18 protein-coding genes are annotated in these 19,815 nt (G+C 54.6%); 9 read left to right on the forward strand and 9 right to left on the reverse strand.

All coding sequences use genetic code 11. The features are described from left to right. Positions 1–199 precede the first annotated feature (199 nt). Both FKW31_RS09020 and FKW31_RS09025 read left to right on the forward strand, forming a co-directional pair. Complete coding sequence (locus FKW31_RS09020) at positions 200–1,795, forward strand: hypothetical protein (RefSeq protein WP_035354083.1); 1,596 nt, start codon at positions 200–202, stop codon at positions 1,793–1,795. A gap of 71 nt (positions 1,796–1,866) precedes the next feature. Then, positions 1,867–3,237, forward strand: a complete 1,371-nt coding sequence (locus tag FKW31_RS09025; protein ID WP_150178365.1) for an amino acid permease — start codon at positions 1,867–1,869, stop codon at positions 3,235–3,237. Positions 3,238–3,267: 30 nt separating this feature from the next. Here FKW31_RS09025 and FKW31_RS09030 read toward each other — a convergent pair whose 3' ends face one another. The 3 genes from FKW31_RS09030 to FKW31_RS09040 form a co-directional block, all read right to left on the reverse strand. Further along, positions 3,268–3,951, reverse strand: a complete 684-nt coding sequence (locus FKW31_RS09030; RefSeq protein ID WP_150178366.1) for a YoaK family protein — start codon at positions 3,949–3,951, stop codon at positions 3,268–3,270. A gap of 205 nt (positions 3,952–4,156) precedes the next feature. Next, positions 4,157–7,882 carry a bifunctional proline dehydrogenase/L-glutamate gamma-semialdehyde dehydrogenase PutA gene (gene putA, locus FKW31_RS09035; RefSeq protein ID WP_150178367.1) on the reverse strand — a complete coding sequence of 1,242 codons (3,726 nt, stop codon included), beginning with the start codon at positions 7,880–7,882 and terminating at the stop codon, positions 4,157–4,159. A gap of 109 nt (positions 7,883–7,991) precedes the next feature. Then, positions 7,992–8,705: a GntR family transcriptional regulator gene (locus tag FKW31_RS09040; protein WP_063353709.1), complete on the reverse strand. Its 714-nt coding sequence runs from the start codon at positions 8,703–8,705 to the stop codon at positions 7,992–7,994. 541 nt (positions 8,706–9,246) lie between these two features. Between FKW31_RS09040 and FKW31_RS09045 the strand changes: the two genes are divergently transcribed. Then, positions 9,247–9,681 (forward strand): DUF4148 domain-containing protein, encoded by a 435-nt coding sequence (locus tag FKW31_RS09045; RefSeq protein ID WP_006116294.1) that lies wholly within the window; start codon positions 9,247–9,249, stop codon positions 9,679–9,681. A gap of 217 nt (positions 9,682–9,898) precedes the next feature. Next, positions 9,899–11,821, forward strand: coding sequence for an acetate--CoA ligase (gene acs / locus FKW31_RS09050; RefSeq protein WP_150178368.1), 1,923 nt, complete (start codon positions 9,899–9,901; stop codon positions 11,819–11,821). A 33-nt stretch (positions 11,822–11,854) separates the two neighbouring features. On the opposite strand, the gene FKW31_RS09055 is transcribed toward acs, so the two are convergent. Continuing rightward, a complete protein-coding gene (locus FKW31_RS09055; protein WP_193562063.1) occupies positions 11,855–12,118 on the reverse strand; it encodes a DUF1653 domain-containing protein in 264 nt (87 codons plus the stop codon). A 98-nt stretch (positions 12,119–12,216) separates the two neighbouring features. On the opposite strand from FKW31_RS09055, the gene FKW31_RS09060 reads away from it, so the two are divergent. Then, complete coding sequence (locus tag FKW31_RS09060; protein ID WP_193561062.1) at positions 12,217–12,789, forward strand: hypothetical protein; 573 nt, start codon at positions 12,217–12,219, stop codon at positions 12,787–12,789. 8 nt (positions 12,790–12,797) lie between these two features. Further along, positions 12,798–13,085 (forward strand): hypothetical protein, encoded by a 288-nt coding sequence (locus tag FKW31_RS09065; protein WP_006116289.1) that lies wholly within the window; start codon positions 12,798–12,800, stop codon positions 13,083–13,085. A 62-nt stretch (positions 13,086–13,147) separates the two neighbouring features. Here the strand turns inward: FKW31_RS09065 and FKW31_RS09070 are convergent, their stop codons facing one another. Both FKW31_RS09070 and FKW31_RS09075 read right to left on the reverse strand, forming a co-directional pair. After that, positions 13,148–14,122: an SAM-dependent methyltransferase gene (locus tag FKW31_RS09070; protein ID WP_035354074.1), complete on the reverse strand. Its 975-nt coding sequence runs from the start codon at positions 14,120–14,122 to the stop codon at positions 13,148–13,150. After that, on the reverse strand, positions 14,119–14,505 hold the full coding sequence (locus FKW31_RS09075) for a DUF423 domain-containing protein (protein ID WP_231621270.1): 387 nt from the start codon (positions 14,503–14,505) through the stop codon (positions 14,119–14,121). The genes FKW31_RS09070 and FKW31_RS09075 overlap by 4 nt, the downstream gene beginning before the upstream one ends. A 143-nt stretch (positions 14,506–14,648) precedes the next feature. Here FKW31_RS09075 and FKW31_RS09080 point away from each other — a divergent pair, with 143 nt between their 5' ends. The 3 genes from FKW31_RS09080 to FKW31_RS09090 all read left to right on the forward strand — a co-directional run bounded on the left by FKW31_RS09080 (position 14,649) and on the right by FKW31_RS09090 (position 16,648). Continuing rightward, positions 14,649–15,215 (forward strand): cob(I)yrinic acid a,c-diamide adenosyltransferase, encoded by a 567-nt coding sequence (locus tag FKW31_RS09080; RefSeq protein WP_150178370.1) that lies wholly within the window; start codon positions 14,649–14,651, stop codon positions 15,213–15,215. A 275-nt stretch (positions 15,216–15,490) separates the two neighbouring features. Beyond that, a complete protein-coding gene (locus tag FKW31_RS09085) occupies positions 15,491–16,147 on the forward strand; it encodes a hypothetical protein (protein WP_035354071.1) in 657 nt (218 codons plus the stop codon). Between the two features lie 33 nt (positions 16,148–16,180). Continuing rightward, positions 16,181–16,648, forward strand: a complete 468-nt coding sequence (locus FKW31_RS09090; RefSeq protein ID WP_063353717.1) for a hypothetical protein — start codon at positions 16,181–16,183, stop codon at positions 16,646–16,648. Positions 16,649–16,739: 91 nt separating this feature from the next. Here the strand turns inward: FKW31_RS09090 and FKW31_RS09095 are convergent, their stop codons facing one another. The 3 genes from FKW31_RS09095 to FKW31_RS09105 are packed head-to-tail and all read right to left on the reverse strand — an operon-like array spanning position 16,740 to position 19,786. Beyond that, positions 16,740–18,209 (reverse strand): FAD-binding oxidoreductase, encoded by a 1,470-nt coding sequence (locus tag FKW31_RS09095; RefSeq protein ID WP_089178725.1) that lies wholly within the window; start codon positions 18,207–18,209, stop codon positions 16,740–16,742. Positions 18,210–18,224: 15 nt separating this feature from the next. Continuing rightward, on the reverse strand, positions 18,225–18,788 hold the full coding sequence (locus FKW31_RS09100) for a hypothetical protein (RefSeq protein ID WP_035354065.1): 564 nt from the start codon (positions 18,786–18,788) through the stop codon (positions 18,225–18,227). Further along, positions 18,785–19,786: an L-threonylcarbamoyladenylate synthase gene (locus FKW31_RS09105; protein WP_150178402.1), complete on the reverse strand. Its 1,002-nt coding sequence runs from the start codon at positions 19,784–19,786 to the stop codon at positions 18,785–18,787. The genes FKW31_RS09100 and FKW31_RS09105 overlap by 4 nt, the downstream gene beginning before the upstream one ends. Positions 19,787–19,815 lie beyond the last annotated feature (29 nt).

Raw genomic sequence — 19,815 nt, forward strand, 5'->3', positions numbered from 1 at the left:
TATCATATATTGTTGTGTGATGATTATAAAAAGAGGTGTGTATATGCAATACATATCTGTCCCGTAACAGATTGCAACAAGGAGATCCTCTGCACGTGGCATATCTGATGCAGGATATCATTTTTGTACAGAAACGGCTTTATCGCTTTTTTTGTGCGTGTGCGTCTGGGTTTCAACTTCATGCAGGCGCGGGCTGATGATGAATAATTCCTTTGTCCGGCATGCGCGCTCTCATGCCACTTCAGTGTGCCGTGGGTCTCGCGGGTTTGTTAAGGCAAGCTGTTCTTTGGTAGCGCTTGGTCTGGCTGCTTTTGCCGCTCCAGAGGAAGTGCGGGCAGAACAAACGCTTGTTTCCGTTAAGGGGATCACCCTTCAGGGTGCGCTGGATATTGGTGGGTCTGCTTTTTTCCTGCCCAATACCAACTTTGGCGCAGGGTCTTATGGCACCAAATCTTCCGGCGCTTTAGTGCGGCATAAAAACAGCACATATGGCGAATTTTACGGCAAGCCTATGCTCATGGGGTCTTGGCAAACAGGCTGGGGCTTTACCGTTATTGGCAAGGCATCTGCCATTGGCGCCACCACGTTGGGTGATGGTGATGCGGAAGAAGTTTCTCAAACATCTGGCACGCCGCGTTCCATTTATCTGGAAGAAGCCAATCTGGGCGTAGAAGTGCCGTTAAAGATGGCAGGTGGCAACCAGATTCTTACGGTGCTGGGCGGCAGGCAGGCCTTTGCGGTGGATGATGGCTTCCTGATTGGTAAAGGCACCTACAGCGCGGGTGATAGAGGTGCATGGTGGTATGCACCGCGATATGCGTTTTCTGGCCCCGGCGTGATCAAGCTGGAAGGTGATTCCGTGCGTGGGGATGTTTTTATGTTGGAAAGCAATTCCGATAACGACATTGACCGCGGGTATGACCGCCCCAAAACCAAGTTTGTTGGGTTTGATGTATCTTGGTTCAAGAACAAACCCGGTGGGCATGGGGGTTCTACATATGCAGATCGTGCTGCGTATGTAACGTTAACCTACTTCCATGTGCGCGATGCAGATGGGTCATCTCATTACGATTATTCCACGCGTGCAGATCGTAACGGCATGAACGTGGCGGCTCTAAGCTGGGGCGGCACGTTGTTTCCCGTTAAGGCGTTGGGAATTTCCAAGAACTTTACGTTCTATGGCAACTTTGTATCCGAGCAGAACAGCCACCCAGGCAATGGCTACAAATCTGTAGAAGCCTACGGCATGTTTTTCGAGCCGGGCTATACGTTTTCCATGCTGCCGTGGAAGCCGCATCTGTTTTATCGGTACACGCGCTTTGGCGGCGGCAAAAATGCCGAAGGTTCGGTTAAGCGCAATTACGATACGTTCTTTTTGTACGATGGTAAGCGCTACACCTATGGCGGTTACTGGCCGGGTGAAATTGTGGGCATGTATCTGGCCCCACTTTCTGATCTGGAAGTGCACCAGTTTGATTTAACAGGCACGCCACCGGTGCACCTGTTTCGTAAAAAGGATGAGCTTAAGCTGGGTGTGCATTTTTACGATCTCTCCTTGCTGTATCCCTCTGGCATGGGGCTGAAGAACGTGGGCCGCCATGTTTCAAACGAAGTGGATTTTACGGCCGAATATATGCTGGATGAAACCACATCAGCCGCTGTTGCCGCAGGCACGGCCTTTAGTGGCCCGGCAGGGCGTGCGCTTTCTCGTGCAGGGGTGCCAACGGGGTATCGCATGCACAATATCGGGCGGCATGCAGGCGTGCTGGAAGCCTATTTTTACAAGCATTTTTAACGAAGATTTCCCAAAACAAAACGTTTTGGGGTAGAAACACTTACAGGATAACAAGAACAAAGGATTTCCTGATGCCCGAACCGACAACCCTCCCTGCGGGAAAACCTGCAGACGGGCTGCGTAATCGCCACATTGCCATGATCGCTTTGGGTGGCACTATTGGGGCTGGTCTGTTTGTTGGCAGTGGCGCTGCCATTGCAGCAACAGGGCCTGCGGTTCTGCTGGCGTTTCTGCTGGTAGGATTTCTGGTTATCCTGGTGATGCGCATGCTGGGGGAAATGGTTGTGGCGGACCCCGGGCGTGGGTCCTTTGTGGAATATATTCGCGCCGCACATGGAGATAAGGTGGGCTTTACCGCTGGGTGGCTTTACTGGTTCTTCTGGGTGGTGGTGTTGGGCAGTGAGGCCATAGCCGGCGCCATGTTGTTACAGGATTGGGTACATCTGCCGGTTTGGCTGCTTTCTATTGTGCTGATTCTTATTCTTAAACTGATCAACTTTGCTGCCCCCCGTGTTTTTGGTGAATGTGAATTCTGGCTTTCTGCCATTAAGGTTTTCAGCATTATCGCCTTTATTGCTATTTCTCTTTTATATGCGGCGCATGTGTTTGGGCCCGGCGTTTCTGTAAAGGAAAACCTGCTGGGGCATGGCGGGCTTTTTCCGCATGGTACTGTGGCGCTCCTTTCTATTATTCCCACCATTTTGTTCACCATGATGGGTTCGGAAATTGCCACAGTGGCAGCGGCTGAATCTCCAGAGCCGGGTAAAAATGTGGCCCGCGTAACCCGCAGCCTTGGCCGCCGTATTACACTGTTTTACGTAGCCGCCGTGGGTATGATCCTGATTGTGGTGCCGTGGACAAACATTGTAGCTGGCAAGTCACCTTTTGTGGCGGCTATGGATGTTATGGGCGTGCCGGGCGCGGGGCTGCTGATGCGCATTGTGGTGCTAAGCGCCATTTTATCCTGTCTGAACTCCGCCATGTATATTACATCGCGTATTCTGACAGAGCTGGCTGCTCAGGGTGATGCCCCGGCGTTTCTGGCGCGGAGTTCGGCTGCTGTTGTGCCGCGTAAGGCCATTATCGTTAGCAGTGTGGCGGGTACGTTGGTGGCTTTCTCATCCATTCTTGCACCGGGCACCATCTTTGCCTTCCTGTTAAACTGTAGTGGTGGCGTTATTCTGTTGATCTACAGCCTGATTGTAACATCTTACATTGTGACGCGCCGGGCAGCACGGCAGGCTGGCACAGAGGCAGAAAATTACACGTTGCCGCTTTTTCCGCTGTGCAATTACGTTACGCTGGCCGGTGTGGTGCTGGTATTTGTGGCTATGCTGCTGAACCCATCCGAACGGATGACGGCTCTGGCAACCATGGGCAGCACGGTGGTGTGCTACCTTATGGCCGTTTACTTTGCCACCAATAACAAAAAAGCTGGCTGAACTTTACGTTTAACTGAGTATTCCCGCAGTTTAGGGAATACTCAGTTTATCCAGATGCAGCGCAAGAGGGTGGCGGCGCCAATGCAGCAGGCCACCCGCCGCAAAAATGGTCATACCGGCTGCGGCAATACCAATTCCAACATTTTTATCAGAAACCAGCGTGCCAATAACAGCACCTACAAACAGGCTGGCAATAGCGGCTAATCTGCGCCATGTGCCAGAATTTGTGCCACCGGCCACTGTGCTGTTATGGGCCAGCCCATGCAGCACCATTGTAGCGGCTGGCAACACCATATCTGGCAGTTTGGCATGGCGTGTGGCAGAAGTTTGCAGCCCCATGGCAAGCGAGAGCATACCCAGCGTAATGTAAATGCCGCCGTTAATGTGCGCACACCATACAAATGCGGCCAGCCCTACAAGGCAGCCAACGCCTAACAGAATGTCCCCCACCACAAGGCGCGTATGGCGCTCACGCCGCACCAGGCGGCCACCAATAACGGCCCCCGTAAAGTAGCAGGCAATGGCTTCCAGACCAGAAAGAACAATGGCCTGAGAAGTGGCAATATTAACAGCCATAAGAATAATGGTGGCTGTCATATATCCTGCAAAAATCTTCAGATGCAGTAGGGATATGGCATCCAGCATGCCCATTGCCATTGTTACCAGCAGAATGGCAATAACCAGCTTGGCATCATGTCCCGTACGGGCTGTCATGATTTCTCCTCTAAAGAAAAAGAATGAAAAGAGGGGCTTTATACGCGTTTTGTAATAGAAGGATGCGCGTTATATCATCATCTCCGCTCACGAAAAGATGATCTCTTGTAAGAGGTGCCATGCCCCAAACAGGTGGCACAGCCGTACAAACAAAACCCCCGGCGCACAAAAACGCCGAGGGCTTGGTTTGTAAAGCGCAGGCTAATTAGTTCAGCGTCATCAGGCTGGCATTGCCGCCCGCTGCGGTGGTGTTGATGCTACGAGACTGCTCCTCCAGCACCACTTCAACAGAAGGCAATGTCTGGCCTGTTACAAAGGCAGAAACAATGGGGCCATTGGCTTCGGCCAGTGTTTTGCGCGCACTGCGGAAAATGGCGTTATCGTCCTCTCCCAGCAGGATGGAGCAGGGCAGGGCCGTTGCACTGGCAACCGGGCGAATAGCTTGGCGCAGAATATCTGGTAGTCTGTCCAACCATTCGGTCAGTTCTTCTTCGGCCAGTACCAGTGCCGTATTGCCACCAGCCAGCGCCAGAGAGACCTGATCATACAATCCGGCCAGCGTAATGGGCACACATAGCACATTGCCACGTGCGCTCAGGCGGTAGATGTTCAGTTCCCCCACTGGGCCGGGCAAGGTGATTTCTCCACCCACCAGCGGTAGGCGTGCCAGATGGCCAGCAACCTGCGCGGCTTTGCTTTCACCCTTTTCACGCAGCCAGTCTGTCCACTGCGCCATTTCTGGTGTGGTGCGGCCACGCACAATCTGCGCCACGGTTGGCGCTGCGGATAACAGACGGCGCAGAATAAGCGGGCCGCCTGCCTTGGGGCCGGTGCCAGAAAGGCCACGTCCGCCAAAAGGCTGCACACCCACAACTGCGCCAATGGTGTTGCGATTGACGTAAAGGTTGCCAGCCTCAACTTGTGAAAGCACGCTTTTGATTGTGGAATCCAACCGGGTATGCAGGCCGAATGTCAGCCCGTAGCCGGTATCGTTAATTTCCAGCAGCAGTTCTTCCAACTTGTCACGCTGGAAACGCAGAACATGCAGCACGGGGCCAAATACTTCTGGCCCAATTTCCCGAATGTTCAGCACCTCAATCAGCGTGGGTGGCACGTAGCTGCCGTTGGCGCAGGCTTCTGGCACAGGCAGCGCCATAACCGGAGCCTTGCGGGCCTTAAAGGCGTTAACGTGTGCGGTAATGTTGGCTGCGGCTTCTTCGGTAATCACCGGGCCGACATCGCAGGAAAGATGCGCGGGGTTGCCAATGCGCAGTTCGCGCATAGCGCCACGCAGCATGGCCAGAATGTGGTCTGCACAATCTTCCTGCACACACAGAACGCGCAGTGCGGAGCAGCGCTGGCCCGCACTATCAAAAGCCGAGGCCAGAACATCGGCCACAACCTGTTCTGCCAGTGCGGAGGAATCCACAATCATGGCGTTCTGGCCGCCAGTTTCGGCCACAAATGGCACAGGCTGGCCGGTGGCTGTGCGGCGTTCCAGAAGCTGGCGGTTGATAATCTGCGCTACGGTGGTGGAACCCGTGAACATCACACCCATTACGCGCTCATCCGCCACGGCAGCAGCGCCTACGTCACCTTCCCCCGTGAGCAGTTGCAGGGCTGAGGGAGGTACGCCTGCTTCTTGCAAAATGCCTACGGCCACGGCGGCAACAAGTGGTGTTTCTTCTGCCGGTTTGGCCAGCACAACGTTGCCAGCCGCAAGGGCCGCGGCAATCTGGCCGATAAAGATGGCCAGCGGGAAGTTCCACGGGCTAATGCAGGTCACAATACCTAGCGGCTTGTGGGTGGTGTTATCAAAATCCCGCCGGATAGTGGCACCGTAATAACGCAGAAAGTCTACAGCCTCGCGCACTTCCGCCACTGCGTTGGGGAGGGATTTTCCGGCTTCACGCCCCAGAAGCGCCAGAAGATCATCTGTGCGTTCTTCCAGAATGTCAGAGGCTTTTTGCAGAATGTCTGCACGTTCTGCCGGGCTGCGGTTAGCCCAATCCTGCTGGCCTTTTTGTGCGGCATCTACAGCTTTTGTTACAACATCTGGCGTGGCGTAAGACACTTTGCCCACGACATCGCGGCGGTCTGCCGGGTTGGTAACAGGGCGGAAAGTGCCTTTCTTTTTTACACCCACAACCATTGGCGTGGCTTCCCACGTTTGCGGGGCATCTTTAATACCGGCGGCCAGTGCAGACAGCACTTTGTCATCCGCCAGATCTACCCCTGCGGAATTGGTGCGTTCGGGCGCAAACAGATCACGCGGGTTGCGGATTTCTGTGTGCGGTGCGCCGTAAGGTGTATAACGGCGGGCCACATCAATGGGGTTTTCAATCAGGGATGACAGCGGAATGGCGCTATCTCCAATCTGGTTGACAAAGGAGGAGTTTGCACCGTTTTCCAGCAAGCGGCGCACAAGGTAAGCCAGCAGGGTTTCATGCGTGCCAACAGGTGCATAAATGCGGCACGGACGATTGAACTTGTCTGCCCCCACAACCTGTTTGTATAGCGGTTCACCCATGCCATGCAGGCACTGGAATTCGTAAGAGCCAAGCGCGAATTGTTCGCCTGCCAAAGTGTAAATGGTGGAAAGCGTGCGAGCGTTATGTGTGGCAAACTGCGGAAAAATGACATCACGCGCGTTCAGCAGTTTGCGGGCACAGGCAATGTAGCTGATATCTGTGTGGCACTTGCGGGTATAAACGGGAAAATCCGCCATGCCCTCAACCTGTGCCTTCTTGATTTCGCTATCCCAGTAAGCGCCTTTTACCAAACGCACCATAATGCGGCGGTTGCTGCGTTTGGCCAGATCAATAATGTAATCCAGCACATACGGGCAGCGTTTGCCGTAAGCCTGCACGACAAACCCAATGCCGTTCCAGCCTTCCAACCCCGGTGTGGCGCACAGGGCTTCTAGAATATCTAAAGAAACATCCAAACGTTCTGTTTCTTCCGCATCAATGTTCAGGCCGATATCGTATTTGCGGGCCAGCAGCGTAAGTTCCTGCACAACTGGCAGCAGTTCACCCATAACGCGGTCATGCTGCGCGCGGGCATAGCGTGGGTGTAGGGCGGAGAGTTTGATGGAAATGCCGGGCCGGTCATACACATTGTTGCCGGTTGCGCTGCGGCCAATGGTGTTAATGGCGTTGATGTAATCCTGCCGGTAGCGTTCGGCATCATGCGCGGTAAACGCCGCTTCGCCCAGCATATCGTAGGAATAGGAAAAACCGATAGCTTCCAGCTTGGCGCTGTTCTTACGGGCCTGATCAATAGTCTGGCCCAGCACAAACTGTTCGCCCATCAGGCGCATGGCGGCATCTACGGCCTTGCGGATAATGGGTTTGGATGTGCGTTCTGCAAAGTTGAGCAGAGAGCTGGCAAGCGTGCCTTCATCATGACCGGTTACAAGTTTGCCGGTAAGCGCCAGCCCCCATGCGGCAGCGTTGGCAAACAAAGGCTTGCCGCGCGCAACATGAGAAAGCCAGTTGCTTTCACCAATCTTGTCCTGAATCAGCGCATCGCGCGTGGCCATGTCGGGAATACGCAGCAGCGCTTCGGCCAGACACATCAGGGCCACGCCCTCGGTGGAGGAAAGAGAGAATTCCTGCACCAGCGTTTCCACCAGCCCCGGGCTGCGGCGTGCACGCAGGGCCTCGGCCAGTTGAGAGGCCATAGTGGCTACGCTGCCGTTTTCGGCCTCTGTTAATGTGGCATCTGGTGTCAGGGTTTCCACACACTGGGCTTCGGGGCGGCGCATGGCTTCAATAATAGCCTGCCGAAGTGGGGTGCGGGATGCAAAATCAGGAGCGAACGTGTCTGTGGATGACATGGGCTTTTCATTCCGGATTGGTGAGCCAGAACCGGGCCTGCCGAGTGTGCAGGTAGTTTTGGCTTCATAATGATTATTCCCTCCTTGCATGATAATATATGATTTGCAACATAATATATTATCTGAAAATGCAGAGGTGTTCCGCTCTGTAAATCCGACCTGTAGCGCTGAGGTTTTCGTGAGTTTCCGTGAGAGGAAATCAGGTGCCTGTTGCGGCGGTTTTAGCGGCTTTTCGGGTGCGGAACACATCTATGGAAATAGCAGCGGATTCCAGAATATGCGCGCGTGTAAGCTTTGCGCATAAATCGGCATCGCGGTTGCGGCAGGCATCCAGAATCGCCTTGTGTTCCAGATCTGTAATATCCTTGCGGCCCTCTATCACCAGATGCCCCCGAATATAGCGATCAAGCCGCACGTGCAGGTCTTCTATCATTTCCAGCAGGCGCGGGCTGCGGGCTGAGGCGTAAATGGAATTATGAAAAGCGCGGTTGAGCGCGCCAGAGCGAATACGGCCAGAAGGGCCATGCACACCTTCTACAAAGGCCTCATACGCATCTTCTACACGGGCAAAATCAACGCGTGTCATGTTGCGCACACCTTCTGCGGCGGCGCGTTCCTCTAAAATGGCACGAATCTGGGAGTATTCCAGAATATCCGCCTCATTCATGCCAATCACCATCGCCCCTTTATTAGGCATGAAGGTGACAAGCCCTTCGGCTTCCAGATGTTTCAGGGCTTCGCGCACAGGAATAATGCTAACACCAAAGCCACTTGCCAGTTCAGATTGTGGCAGAGGTTGGCCGGGCTGAATCTGGTCTTCCAGAATGGCGCGGCGCAGGGCATCGCATATGGTTTCAGAAGCGGTGCCGTGGCCTGTTATTTCCGTGCTTGCAAAAAGGCTGGCTGGCAGCATGCCTTGTGTTCCCGCTTGTCGTTTCTTTTTCGATACAAGTTAACGTTGTACCCTGCTGGCTGGCTGGCTGTCCAATTTTCGGTGAAAGTTAGGTGTATATTTGGATAGAAGGCCCAGCTTTGCCCAGACACTCACTAGATCGTGATCTAGCGTGAGGGGTGCAAGAAAGCACGAATAACACTTTCTGCACAGTTTGTTATAACATAAAGAAGCGGCTCCAGATACTTCACACATCTTACAGAGGCGCAACAGGGAAGTTCACAAAAATCAGGCTTTTTGTGTTGTGGGTGAATTAAGAAAAGTGAGGCAGATTCATCAATATTCGTATCTTTGCCATGTGGGGGCAGGCTGGCGGGGTTTGGGCTGTTGGTGCTGCGCAAAGGCAGGCACGGGCCGCGCGCAAGACAAGCCTTGGGGCAGGGGGTATGGAAAAACCCTGATATATCTGTGGTCTGCCATGTGCGGGGTGCGCAATGGGGCTGCTTGATCTTTCAGGCAGATACAGGGCAGTTTGAGGCATATTCCGCTAGGGAGATTCTGAATGAAACTGATTGCCGTACGTGCCCTGTCGGCGCTTGCCCTCACCACATCTCTGCTGGCAGGGGCTGCTGTGTCTGCCCATGCGCAGCAAAATACAGATGCGCCCGTAACACGCGCCGGAGATACATCCCGCCTGACAGATGTAGATCCGTCTGGCTTTGTTGGTTCCATTGATCCGGCAGAAAATGCTGGTCTGCTGAACTACTGTGTGCAGAACGAATACGTTGATTACGACGATGGCTGGCGCACGTTGCAGGAATACAATAAAAAGACCAACGCCGTGCCGGAAGGGCAGGAAGGCAATATGTCTTACGCCAACGGTTCTGCTGGTCTGCTGCATGCCAACAACCACACCTACACCATTGCCATGGCTGTTCTGCCAGTGCGCCAGAAAACCTGTAAGGCTGTTCTGGAACGGGCCAAGGCTTCTCTGTAAGCACAAGGCTGTTATTCCGGTTTTCTTGATAAGGCCGGATCACGCTGAACACGGCATGATGGAAGGGTCAGTCACACAGGTGGCTGGCCCTTTTTCTGTATGAACGCACTTTAATTTAGTGTTCATAGGGCGCAGGGTCTTTCATGCTGGCGTGCAATATGGTCAAACCAGTTCTGTTTCGTAACAAGAACAACAGAAGCCGAAAGGGCCAGACAGAGTGGTAGATGCGTTTTTCCCCGCAACGGATAACCCCGTTTCTGATCGGTATCAGGATCTTGTGCAGCGGGCGCAACGTGATCCGGAGGAATTCTGGCTTGCTCAAGCGCAACGGCTTGCGTGGCATACGCAACCGATGCAGGCCTCCCGCTCTGATTTTACAGGCGATGTGCGTATTTCTTGGTATGAAGACGGGCGGCTGAATGCGGCAGAAAACTGCCTTGATCGGCACGTTCTGTATCAGCCCGATAACGCGGCCCTGATCTGGCAGGGGCAGGAAGATGGGCACCGCGAGGTACTTTCATACCGGGAACTGCATGCCCGTGTATGCCGCTTGGGCAATGTGCTGCGCCGCTTGGGTGTAAAAAAGGGAGACCGCGTGGCCATCCATCTGCCTATGGTGGCGGAAGGGGTTATTTCCATGCTGGCTTGCGCCCGCATTGGTGCTGTGCATGTGGTGCTGTTTGGTGGTTTTTCTGCTGAAGGGTTGGCCGAACGCCTAAAGGACAGTGGCGCCGTGGTGGTTATTACTGCAGACGTGGCACGCCGAGGGCCCAAGCAAATCCCCAGCAAAGCCACAATGGATGACGCCATAAAGTTGTGTGGGGCAGAAAACACTGTACGCAACGTGCTGGTGGTGCCTGTAATGGGAGCCGCTGTGCCGATGCAAGAAGGGCGAGATCTGTCTTACACAGCAGAAGTAGCGCTTGAAATGCCGGATTGCCCGCCAGAAGTTATGAACGCGTGTGATCCGCTGTTCCTGCTTTACACATCTGGCAGCACTGGCCGCCCCAAAGGGTTGGTACACAGCACCGGCGGGTATTTGGTGTGGGCCTCTTTCACGCATGAAATGGTGTTTGATGCCAAACCCAATGATGTGTTCTGGTGCACGGCGGATACAAGCTGGATTACCGGCCACACCTATGTTGTGTATGGGCCTCTGGTAAATGGCGGCACCATTCTTGTATATGAAGGCCTGCCATCATGGCCGCAGCCCGGCCGCTGGTGGGATGTTATAGATCAGAATCAGGTTTCGGTTTTCTATACATCTCCCACAGTTATTCGCGCTGCCATGCGGGAAGATGATGCCGTGGTGCAAAGCCGCTCTTTGTCCAGCCTGCGTGTGCTGGGCACGGTGGGTGAGCCGATTAGCCCGGAAGCATGGAAGTGGTTTTATACAGAAGTGGGGCGCAATGCCTGCCCGGTGGCCGATACATGGTGGCAGACAGAAACTGGCGGCGTGATGATTACCGCCTGCGCCCAGAATGTTGCGGGCAAGCCGGGGGCCGCAGGGCTGCCTCTGCCGGGTGTTGCTGTTACGCTTACAGATACCAAAGGGCAGGATATTGAAGGCGAGGGCGAAGGCCTGCTGTGCCTTGCTCAATCTTGGCCCGGACAGGCCATGACGTTATGGCAAGACCACGAACGTTTCCGTAAAACCTATTTCAGCACATGCCCGGGACATTATTTTTCTGGCGATGGTGCGCGGCGGGATGCCACCGGCTATTACTGGATTACCGGCCGGGTGGATGATGTGGTGAACGTATCTGGCCACCGCATTGGCACGGCGGAAATTGAAGATGCCGTGGCCGAAGATCATGCCGTGGTGGAAAGTGCGGCTGTTGGCGTGCCGCATGATTTGAAAGGGCAGGCCCTTGTGGTGTTTGTGGTGCCCAAGGCGGAGGGCGCGTTTGATGTCACAGCCGTAAACAAGGCCGTGGCAGCAGGTGTGGGCCGCTATGCGGTGCCAGAAAAAATTTACGTTGTGCCGGATCTGCCCAAAACACGTTCGGGCAAAATTGTGCGGCGTCTGTTGCGCAAAATTGCAGCCAATGATCTGGAAAATATGGGGGATCTGTCCACCTTGGCAGACCCGGATATTGTGGCCGAGCTGATAAAGCTGGTTGCCCAGCAGAATAGCTGATTAACCGGGCCTTATTACACATAGCCGGGGCGCTTATGCCCCGGTTTCTGCCACTTTGGCAGCTTTAAGCAACGCAAAGCGTGGTGCGCCGTTTACACTTTCCTGCCACATGGCAAGGGGGCGCACCCAGTAATCTCCTCGTGCTTCACTGCGGTAGGTTACAAGCCATTCTTCGGTTTCACTGTGGCGGCCTGTGCAGATCACAGTATAAAGTCCGCCCTTGTAATGTTTATAAAGACCGGGGCAGGGCATTTCTGGCACTTGGGTATCTGCTTTATTCTGGTTATGTTCTATCATGATCGGGATATCCTGCTGGGTAGGTTATGATCCTGTGTTGCGGAAGGAGCGCACTTTTGAACCATCGTGTTGTGCTGTGTCGGGCGTTAACTGGCTTTATGTTTCTGTTTTGCGTTAATCCCGGCCACGCCACAACCACGGGCCATACCAAAACACATGCGCATACATCTAAGCGCACGCATCATGCGGCTGCGGCCCGTAGCCCCGCTGGTGGTGCGCCGGTTGTGCTCACAAGCCAGCCGGGAACATCGTTGGACAAGGAAGCCCGCCGCCTGAATGCCGAGGATATGGCTGCCGCCGCCCGGCATAAGGAAAAACCATTGGTATTGATTGGCTCTGCCCCACTTGGCACCAGTGGCGGTAGCATGGCGCTGTTTGTGCAGGTGCAATCTGCCAGCCTGTGTGGCTCTGCGGGGTGTTCAACAGATGTGTATCTGAAGCGCGGGAATGATTGGGACAAGATTCTGGATTCCGTTAGCGGGCCAATTGAACTGATGTCCACCGCCCACGGGGGGATGAAGGATATTGTGGTGGATGGCACAGACCGCTGGGTTTGGAAGAACAACACCTATGTAGATACCATTGTGGCGCAGGATGTACCGGGGTTGAAAGATTCTATCGAGCAGCATCAGGCGCAGATGCGCAAACACGGTAAGTCCTCAACCCGGTAATTTTTAAAGTGCCAGCACCTCAACCCGGTTTGGCCTATACGGCGCTAAAAACACTGGCCACGGTGGCAATTACCGTGGTGCTCATTGCTCTTTTGCGCGGCGGCTTGGCGTTGCTGCCCAAATTTGATTCCGTTACGGGTGGGCAGGCTGGCACGCACCTGTTGCAACTTCTGGCTGGTGATGGGCAAGCCCGCACCCAAAATGCCGTTTCTATCGGGTTGATGCTGGGCTGCTTTATTCTGGCTGTTCTGCTGGTGCAGGTGTTGGAAAAATGGTGGCGCAGGCGGGCCAGATAACGCCCGTTCCAAAGCGGGCTTTATCTGGGGTGAGGTATTAGGCAGCACGTTTGGCGTGTGGTTTACGCGGCTTCTTCCGCAAGGTTTGTGCCTGCTAATGTGGGCCTGTTTTCGGCTGCGGCTGCTTTGTTCCAGAAAAATGTCAGCTCATGTTTGTTATGGGCCAGATGCGCCAAGCTGCCACCCGGAATGGCCTCAAACGCAGCAACAATTTCATGGTCGGTTTCACCCTGAAACTTCACCGTCAGCACAATGTTGTTGGTGTTGCCAGAAGTCATCCAGTTTTGCGTAAGCCGTAAAAGGCGCTGCGGGTAAGCAATGATGTCTGAAAACATCCAGTCCACCGCAGCAAGTTTTTCGGGTTCCAACCCAAAGGCGCTGGCCTGCTGGAAGGATACGCCCGGCATGGCGGCCACTTTGGGGTCAAGCGGTGCGCGGTCAAACGCTGTTACCTGCGCTCCAAGGTTGGCAATGGCCCATGTCCATCCGCCCGGTGTCGCACCCAGATCATAACAACGCTCATTCGGTGTGGGCCAGCGGCCAAGGCGCGTGCAGGCTTCCCATAATTTCAGATAGGCGCGAGAAGGTGGGCCGGTGCGGTTTTCTACAAACTGCGGTGCACCATTTACAAACGGGCTGGTTTTGCGTGCAGAAAAAAGCAGCGTGTTGGTATCCAGCAGCGTCCACGCACCCAAGGGGCTGGTGGGTGGCAGTGTGGGAAACACCAGTGGCGCCGCTTTAACCGGAGGCAGTTTGTCTGTAATCAGCGCGGTGCGTCGAAAGTGATCAACCGCATACAGGCTCCAGTTTCGCTGAAGAGCACGCAAAGTATCTGCGGCATTGCGGATAGAGGTTATCTCTACCACCTGTGGGTTCAGCCAGATATCCAGCGCCCAAGGGGAATATACGGGTTTGCTGCTGGAAAGTGCTAAACGACCATGCCAGCGGTCAATTGTCACGCCGCGCCATGCCAGATCAGCTTCTAAAACGGATGTCAGGCCATCGGCGGCAAGCCATGCTGTGCGAATGGTGCTCATGCTCGGCACATCCAGCTAATGGAAAGTAATAGCCAGGAAAGAATCAGCAAACTGCCACCCGTAGGGGCAACATGGGCTGCATGGTGGCCGGTAAAGGCTGTGTAATACACGCCTGCGCAAAACAGCAGAGTGCCCAGCACCAGCCCGCACCCACCTGCCAGCAATATGCGGCCAGCTTGGGGTTTGGTTGTAAGGCCCAGCGCAACAAGGGCAATGCCTTGCCACATCTGCATTTCCATGCCGCTATGGGCCATAACGCGGCCACCGGCAGCAAAGGCCGAATCTGGCAGGTGGGCGGTAAGCGCGCCCATAACGGTGCCGGTAGCGGCCAGAAGGCCCCCGCATATGCGCCACAGGCGCGGAAGAAGAAGTGAAAAGGACATAAGTTCTGCTGTATAGGCGCAGCCGCCGTAATGGAAAACAGGAAAGGCAACATGCCCGGCTATTTCCTGCGTTGGCCTTTATAAAGTTTGCGCCAAATTGTGGTGGCACATTATGCAAAAATGAGAGCAGGAAAATCTAAAACATGAGCATCAGGCTGGATCGTATCGTCACACGCGGTGGAGATAGTGGGCAGACATCTTTGGGCAATGGCGCGCGCGTTCAAAAAAGCAGTGCACGCATAGAAGCTTTGGGCACGTTGGATGAAGTGAATGCCATAAGCGGCCTTGTGCGCGCCCATGCACCACAAGATAGCGCTGTGGTAAGCCAGCTTGCTGCTGTACAGAACATGCTGTTTGATATGGGGGCAGATTTGTGCCAGCCAGAGGAAGGGCCAAAGGCTGCCCGCGCTAAGCGCATGCAGGAAAGTGCTGTTTTAAAACTGGAAGAATGGGTGGAGCAGTTGCGGGCTGCCCAAAAGCCTCTCACAAGTTTTGTATTACCCGGTGGGTCTGTTCCCGCAGCGTGGGCGCATCTGGCGCGCACGCAGGCACGTGCGGCAGAACGGCGCATGGTGGCGCTGGCTGAGAAAGAAACAATCAATCCTGTTCTGCTACAGATCATGAACAGGTTATCTGATTACTTTTTTGTTCTGGCGCGTCACTTTAATGCAGATGGGCAGACCGATCTGGTATGGATTCCTGAAAAATAAGAGAAAACCTGATGAAAACCTCTGTCTTGTGCTTGAACATGGCAGGGGAGACATGATAATACTGTCTAGTAAGAACAAAAACACATTATAAAACGTGTGTAATAATTCTGTCTGTCCGTTTGTAATGTGTAGTTTCATGTCTGCTGCAAAGCATCATGAAGGATTGGCTGGAACCGTGTTGGATATCGCACGGGCAAATGCCAGAATATAACGGCTGATGGAATGCTTAAGAACTGTATCAACAGACCATTTTTCTTAAAGTGACTTCCAGATTTATGAATACAACATCTTTTATGCCACCCTTGGATGCCGATAGAGAACGGGATGAAGGGCTGGAAGAAGCTTCCATGCGCAATGCGCTGGAACGGCTTGGCGCATCTCATAAAGGGCGGTCTGCGCCGTCCGCCCCTCGGCCTGCCGCAGATGCCACAGGCAACAAGCGGCGAAGATTTGTGCGTGATGGCGAAGTGCCGGTAGAAAAGCATTCTCTGGCCCGTATTACACCCCGTACGGTTGCAGCCCCCCGCACCCCTACAACATCCCGCGCTGTTCATTTTTCTGAAGAAGAAAACAGCGAAGTTTCTCGTCTGCGCCGTTTGGTGGCGGAAGAAAAGCTGCGTGTGGAAGAAATGGAACGCCAACTGGGTGAAGTGCAGGCTGCACAACATGCCCTGCAAACCCAAAAAGGCCACGCCGATATGATGGTGCGTGAGCTGAAAGCCAAAGTGGCGGAGCAGGAAGCAGAACTGGCTGAAACAGGCCGCCAGCTTCGGGCTGCAAACCGGCTGGTGGCAGAACGTGATGAAGAAATTACCAGCCTAAAGCGCCAAGTGGAAGCCAAACCGCGCGGCCGCCCGCGCCGCCAGTATGAACTGGCAAAGGAAGACGTGGTTGAAGATGAACCGCAGCCTGTTAAATGGTGGAAGGATTAACACTCTGCTTCTGTTTGTAAAAAGACACTCTGCGTGAGGAATCCTCCTGTCACGCCAGCGTTGGTGTTGCTGGTGGCGGATATTGCCGTAGGGGTGGCCTGTGTGTTGCTGCCGCCTCTTGTTATGGGCTTTCTGGCTCTGTTGAAGGATATTTTTGGCGTGCTTATCCTGCCGTTCAGCTTTTTGTTCGGGCTGGCGGGATGGTCGTCTGATATGTCCTCTCTGGAAACCATGCAGGGCGGATTGGTGCCAGATATGATGGCCCATCCGTTCCGGGCCGCTTCTGCTGCCGCATTGCTGGTGGTAGGGGGCGCGTGCTCTCTTATGGCATGTGGCACCCCAGATGGCGCACGTATGGAACGTAATCTGGCGCCGGTTTTTACCTTTGCCGCCATGGTGTTGGTGGGGTTTGATCCGGGGCTTGTGGTGTTGCCTGCGTTTATTTTGCAGCTTTTGGCGTTACGCTATCCTGCCATGGATTTTTTAAAAATCCGTAGATAATTCTGTAGTCTGCAATATCTGTTCAAGTAATAAAAAGGGAGACCATTGAATTGGTCTCCCTTTTTATTATACAGAGTGCCTGATTATTTTTTCAGGATGCGGGGAAAACCTTGCCCGGGTTCATCAGGTTCTTGGGGTCCAGCGCATTTTTGATACGGCGCATGGTTTCCAGTTCTGCGCCGCCGCGCCATGATGGCATCATGTAAGTTTTAAGCTGGCCTACACCGTGCTCGGCAGAGAAAGAACCGCCAAGTTTGCGCACAATTGCAGCCACAGTGTCCATCATGGCATGGTCCTGCGCCAGAAACGCCTTGGGGTCTGCGCCTTCGGGCTGCACCAGATTAAAGTGGATGTTACCATCCCCAATATGCCCAAACGGTGCCACCCGAATACCGGGAATAAGCGCTTCGCACGCTTTGGTGGCTTCATCTATAAAGGTTGGAATAGCGGCCAGAGGCACGGATACATCGTTTTTAACAGATGCTCCGGCGCGTTTCTGGGCTTCTGCATGTTCCTCACGAATCATCCATAGGCTTTGGCGCTGGGCTTCACTTTCTGCCAGCACGGCATCCGTTACCAACCCGTCTTCCAGCGCTGTGCCCAGCACTTCTTCCATAAGGGAACGCAGGCTGTCATCTGCACGTGGGCTGCCTAATTCTACCAGCGCATAAGCGGGTGCGGGTTCGCTTAATGGCAGCGGTGCGCCTTCAATCAGTTTGTTAACCAATGCCATGCTGGTGCCAGACATGAACTCAAAAGCCTGAATGGCAGAAGGGTCCTGCTTGCGGAATGCCGCAAACAGATCCAGCGCCCCCTTGGCATCCGCTACGGCACACAAAGCTGTCTCGCGCGAGCGGGGGGCTGGCTGAAGCTGAATAATAGCCTGCGTGATAATACCCAGCGTGCCCTCAGATCCAACCAAAAGCTGGCGCAAGGCGTAGCCAGTGTTATCCTTGCGTAGCTTGCGCATCAGGTTCAGCACATTGCCATCGGGCATGACAGCTTCCAGCCCCAATGCCAGTTCACGCGCGTTGCCGTAGCGCACAGTGTTGTTGCCGCCAGCATTGGTGGCCAGAATACCCCCAATATCGGCAGAACCTTCTGATGAAATGGAAAGGGGAAGCAGCAGCCCTTCCTTGGCGGCGGCATCTTGCGCAGCTTTAAGCGTTACGCCAGCTTCTACCGTCATGGTGAGATCAGCGTGGTCAATGTCATGAATACGCGTCATGCGGGTGGTGGAAATAACAACAGCCTTGCCGGTGTTATCTGGCGTTGCGCCGCCAACCATACTGGTGTTGCCGCCTTGTGGCACCATGGGCACGTTGTGTTGCTGGCACAGGGCAACAGCTTTTGCGCATTCTTCTGTGTTAGCCGGGCGCAGAACAGCAGCGCATTTGCCATGGTAAAGCGCGCGCCAATCTATGCAGAACGGATCTACATCCGAAGCCGTTGTCAGCAGGCCTGTAGGCCCCAGAAGCTGTAAAAGGGCATCATGCAGGGATTGGGGAAGGGCGGCGTTTTCAGGCATAGGCGCGAGTTCCTGCAAAAGGGGTGAGCACATAAAATAAATAAAACATCAGTAAAGGTAACGGGCGTTTTCTGACGCAGTACTAATGTGCGGTGGAAAAAAGGAATGATAAAGTTCCGCCCCCGCAATGCCAGCCAAAAGCCCGGCAACAGTGGCAATCACTATGGTCATACGGCGTTGATACTGGCCCAAGCTTTGTATCTGCGCCATCTGGGCTTGCATTTCTGCGCGGGCCTGCAAGGTCAGATACAGCTCAGATTTAAGGGTTTCGTTTTGGGCATTGGCGCTGCGCAGTTTCCGATCCAAAGAAACAATGTTGTTTCTCAGTTCCTGCAACTGGGCGCGATAGGTATCAGACATATCTGTCTGTGCTTTGGTGGCTGAAGCGCGGCTGCTGGCCCGTGTTTTGCTGGCCCGCGCAGGTTTGGCCTTTTCGGGGTCTGCTGCAATGGTCTGGAACAGGTTTTTAAGCGCGCCGCCTGTGGTGGCGTTGCGTTTGGCCCGGTTACGCAAGGCCTCCAGCGCAGTAGCGGATTGGCCCGGCTGATCTTCCAGCACCAGTGCCAGAATATCCGAAAGAATTTTCAGTTCTTTGGGGTCAATATCGCTCATGCGGGCAAGTCTTCCGGGGGCAGGGTAGGGCGTGGGGCTGCCGCACGGTTTAACCGGTCCTGTATGGCAAGCCCAAGCCCGTGGGGCGGAATAGGCTGCACTGCAATGCCGCGTAGGTGAAGGTTCTGGCCTTGCTTGTCCAGCGTCCGCAGGCCGGTAAACAGGCGTGCGGCAGCTTCTTCCAGATTGCCACTTTCGCTCAGGTTCCAGCTTAGGGGTGCGCTGCTGGGCTGCGTGTTGCCAAAGGCCAGCAAGGCTTCATCTGGCGCAACATCAACTGCGTTGAGCCGAACGGGAAGGTGCGGCGCGTAATGTGAAAGCATTCTGCCGGGAGATGCCGGGGCGGTATCCACCTCTGTTTCCGGCATAAAAATGGTGCCGCATACAGCTTGCAAGGCTTCCAGTGTTATGCCGCCGGGGCGCAAGAGGGTAGGGCGTTCAGGGTTGGAAATATCTAGCACGGTGCTTTCCACACCAACTTGGCAGGGGCCGCTATCCAGCACGGCATCAATACGGCCATCCAGTTCTTCCAGCACATGGGCTGCATCGGAGGGGCTGATGCGGCCGGAGCGGTTGGCGGAAGGGGCCGCAATGGGGCGTTGCACCAGCTTGAGCAAAGCTTGCACGGTTTGCCCTTTGGGCACGCGCACGGCCAAGGTGGGCAGGCCATCGGCAGCCAGATCACTTACGGTGCTGTGGGGGGCGCGGGGCAGAATAAGCGTAAGCGGGCCGGGCCAGAACATGTGCGCTAATTTATGCGCAAGCGGGTTGGCGGTAACCTGCGTAAAAGCGGCCTGTGCATCTGCAAAATGGCTGATAAGCGGGTTAAAGCGTGGGCGGTTTTTGGCCTCAAAAATCCGGGCCACGGTTTGGGGCTGCGTGGCATCTCCGCCAAGGCCGTAAACTGTTTCTGTTCCAAACGCCACCAAGCCACCCTCGCGCAGGATGCGGGCGGCTGTTTGAAGGCCAGAGGAGGAGGCGTCCAGAAGGTCAGTCATACGTCTCTGTAATGGTAACAAAGGGGTGG

Origin of the sequence: Acetobacter sp. DmW_136, from assembly GCF_008690365.1 — a bacterium.
Taxonomy (GTDB): domain Bacteria; phylum Pseudomonadota; class Alphaproteobacteria; order Acetobacterales; family Acetobacteraceae; genus Acetobacter; species Acetobacter oryzifermentans.

Excerpts from the sequence above, each read along its gene's own strand:
- FKW31_RS09020 (WP_035354083.1), top strand. The coding sequence starts at position 200 with ATGAATAATTCCTTTGTCCGGCATGCGCGCTCTCATGCCACTTCAGTG.
- FKW31_RS09025 (WP_150178365.1), top strand. The coding sequence starts at position 1,867 with ATGCCCGAACCGACAACCCTCCCTGCGGGAAAACCTGCAGACGGGCTG.
- FKW31_RS09030 (WP_150178366.1), bottom strand. The coding sequence starts at position 3,951 with ATGACAGCCCGTACGGGACATGATGCCAAGCTGGTTATTGCCATTCTG.
- putA (WP_150178367.1), bottom strand. The coding sequence starts at position 7,882 with ATGCAAGGAGGGAATAATCATTATGAAGCCAAAACTACCTGCACACTC.
- FKW31_RS09040 (WP_063353709.1), bottom strand. The coding sequence starts at position 8,705 with ATGCTGCCAGCCAGCCTTTTTGCAAGCACGGAAATAACAGGCCACGGC.
- FKW31_RS09045 (WP_006116294.1), top strand. The coding sequence starts at position 9,247 with ATGAAACTGATTGCCGTACGTGCCCTGTCGGCGCTTGCCCTCACCACA.
- FKW31_RS09055 (WP_193562063.1), bottom strand. The coding sequence starts at position 12,118 with ATGATAGAACATAACCAGAATAAAGCAGATACCCAAGTGCCAGAAATG.
- FKW31_RS09060 (WP_193561062.1), top strand. The coding sequence starts at position 12,217 with ATGTTTCTGTTTTGCGTTAATCCCGGCCACGCCACAACCACGGGCCAT.
- FKW31_RS09070 (WP_035354074.1), bottom strand. The coding sequence starts at position 14,122 with ATGAGCACCATTCGCACAGCATGGCTTGCCGCCGATGGCCTGACATCC.
- FKW31_RS09075 (WP_231621270.1), bottom strand. The coding sequence starts at position 14,505 with ATGTCCTTTTCACTTCTTCTTCCGCGCCTGTGGCGCATATGCGGGGGC.
- FKW31_RS09080 (WP_150178370.1), top strand. The coding sequence starts at position 14,649 with ATGAGCATCAGGCTGGATCGTATCGTCACACGCGGTGGAGATAGTGGG.
- FKW31_RS09085 (WP_035354071.1), top strand. The coding sequence starts at position 15,491 with ATGAATACAACATCTTTTATGCCACCCTTGGATGCCGATAGAGAACGG.
- FKW31_RS09095 (WP_089178725.1), bottom strand. The coding sequence starts at position 18,209 with ATGTGCTCACCCCTTTTGCAGGAACTCGCGCCTATGCCTGAAAACGCC.
- FKW31_RS09100 (WP_035354065.1), bottom strand. The coding sequence starts at position 18,788 with ATGAGCGATATTGACCCCAAAGAACTGAAAATTCTTTCGGATATTCTG.
- FKW31_RS09105 (WP_150178402.1), bottom strand. The coding sequence starts at position 19,786 with ATGACTGACCTTCTGGACGCCTCCTCCTCTGGCCTTCAAACAGCCGCC.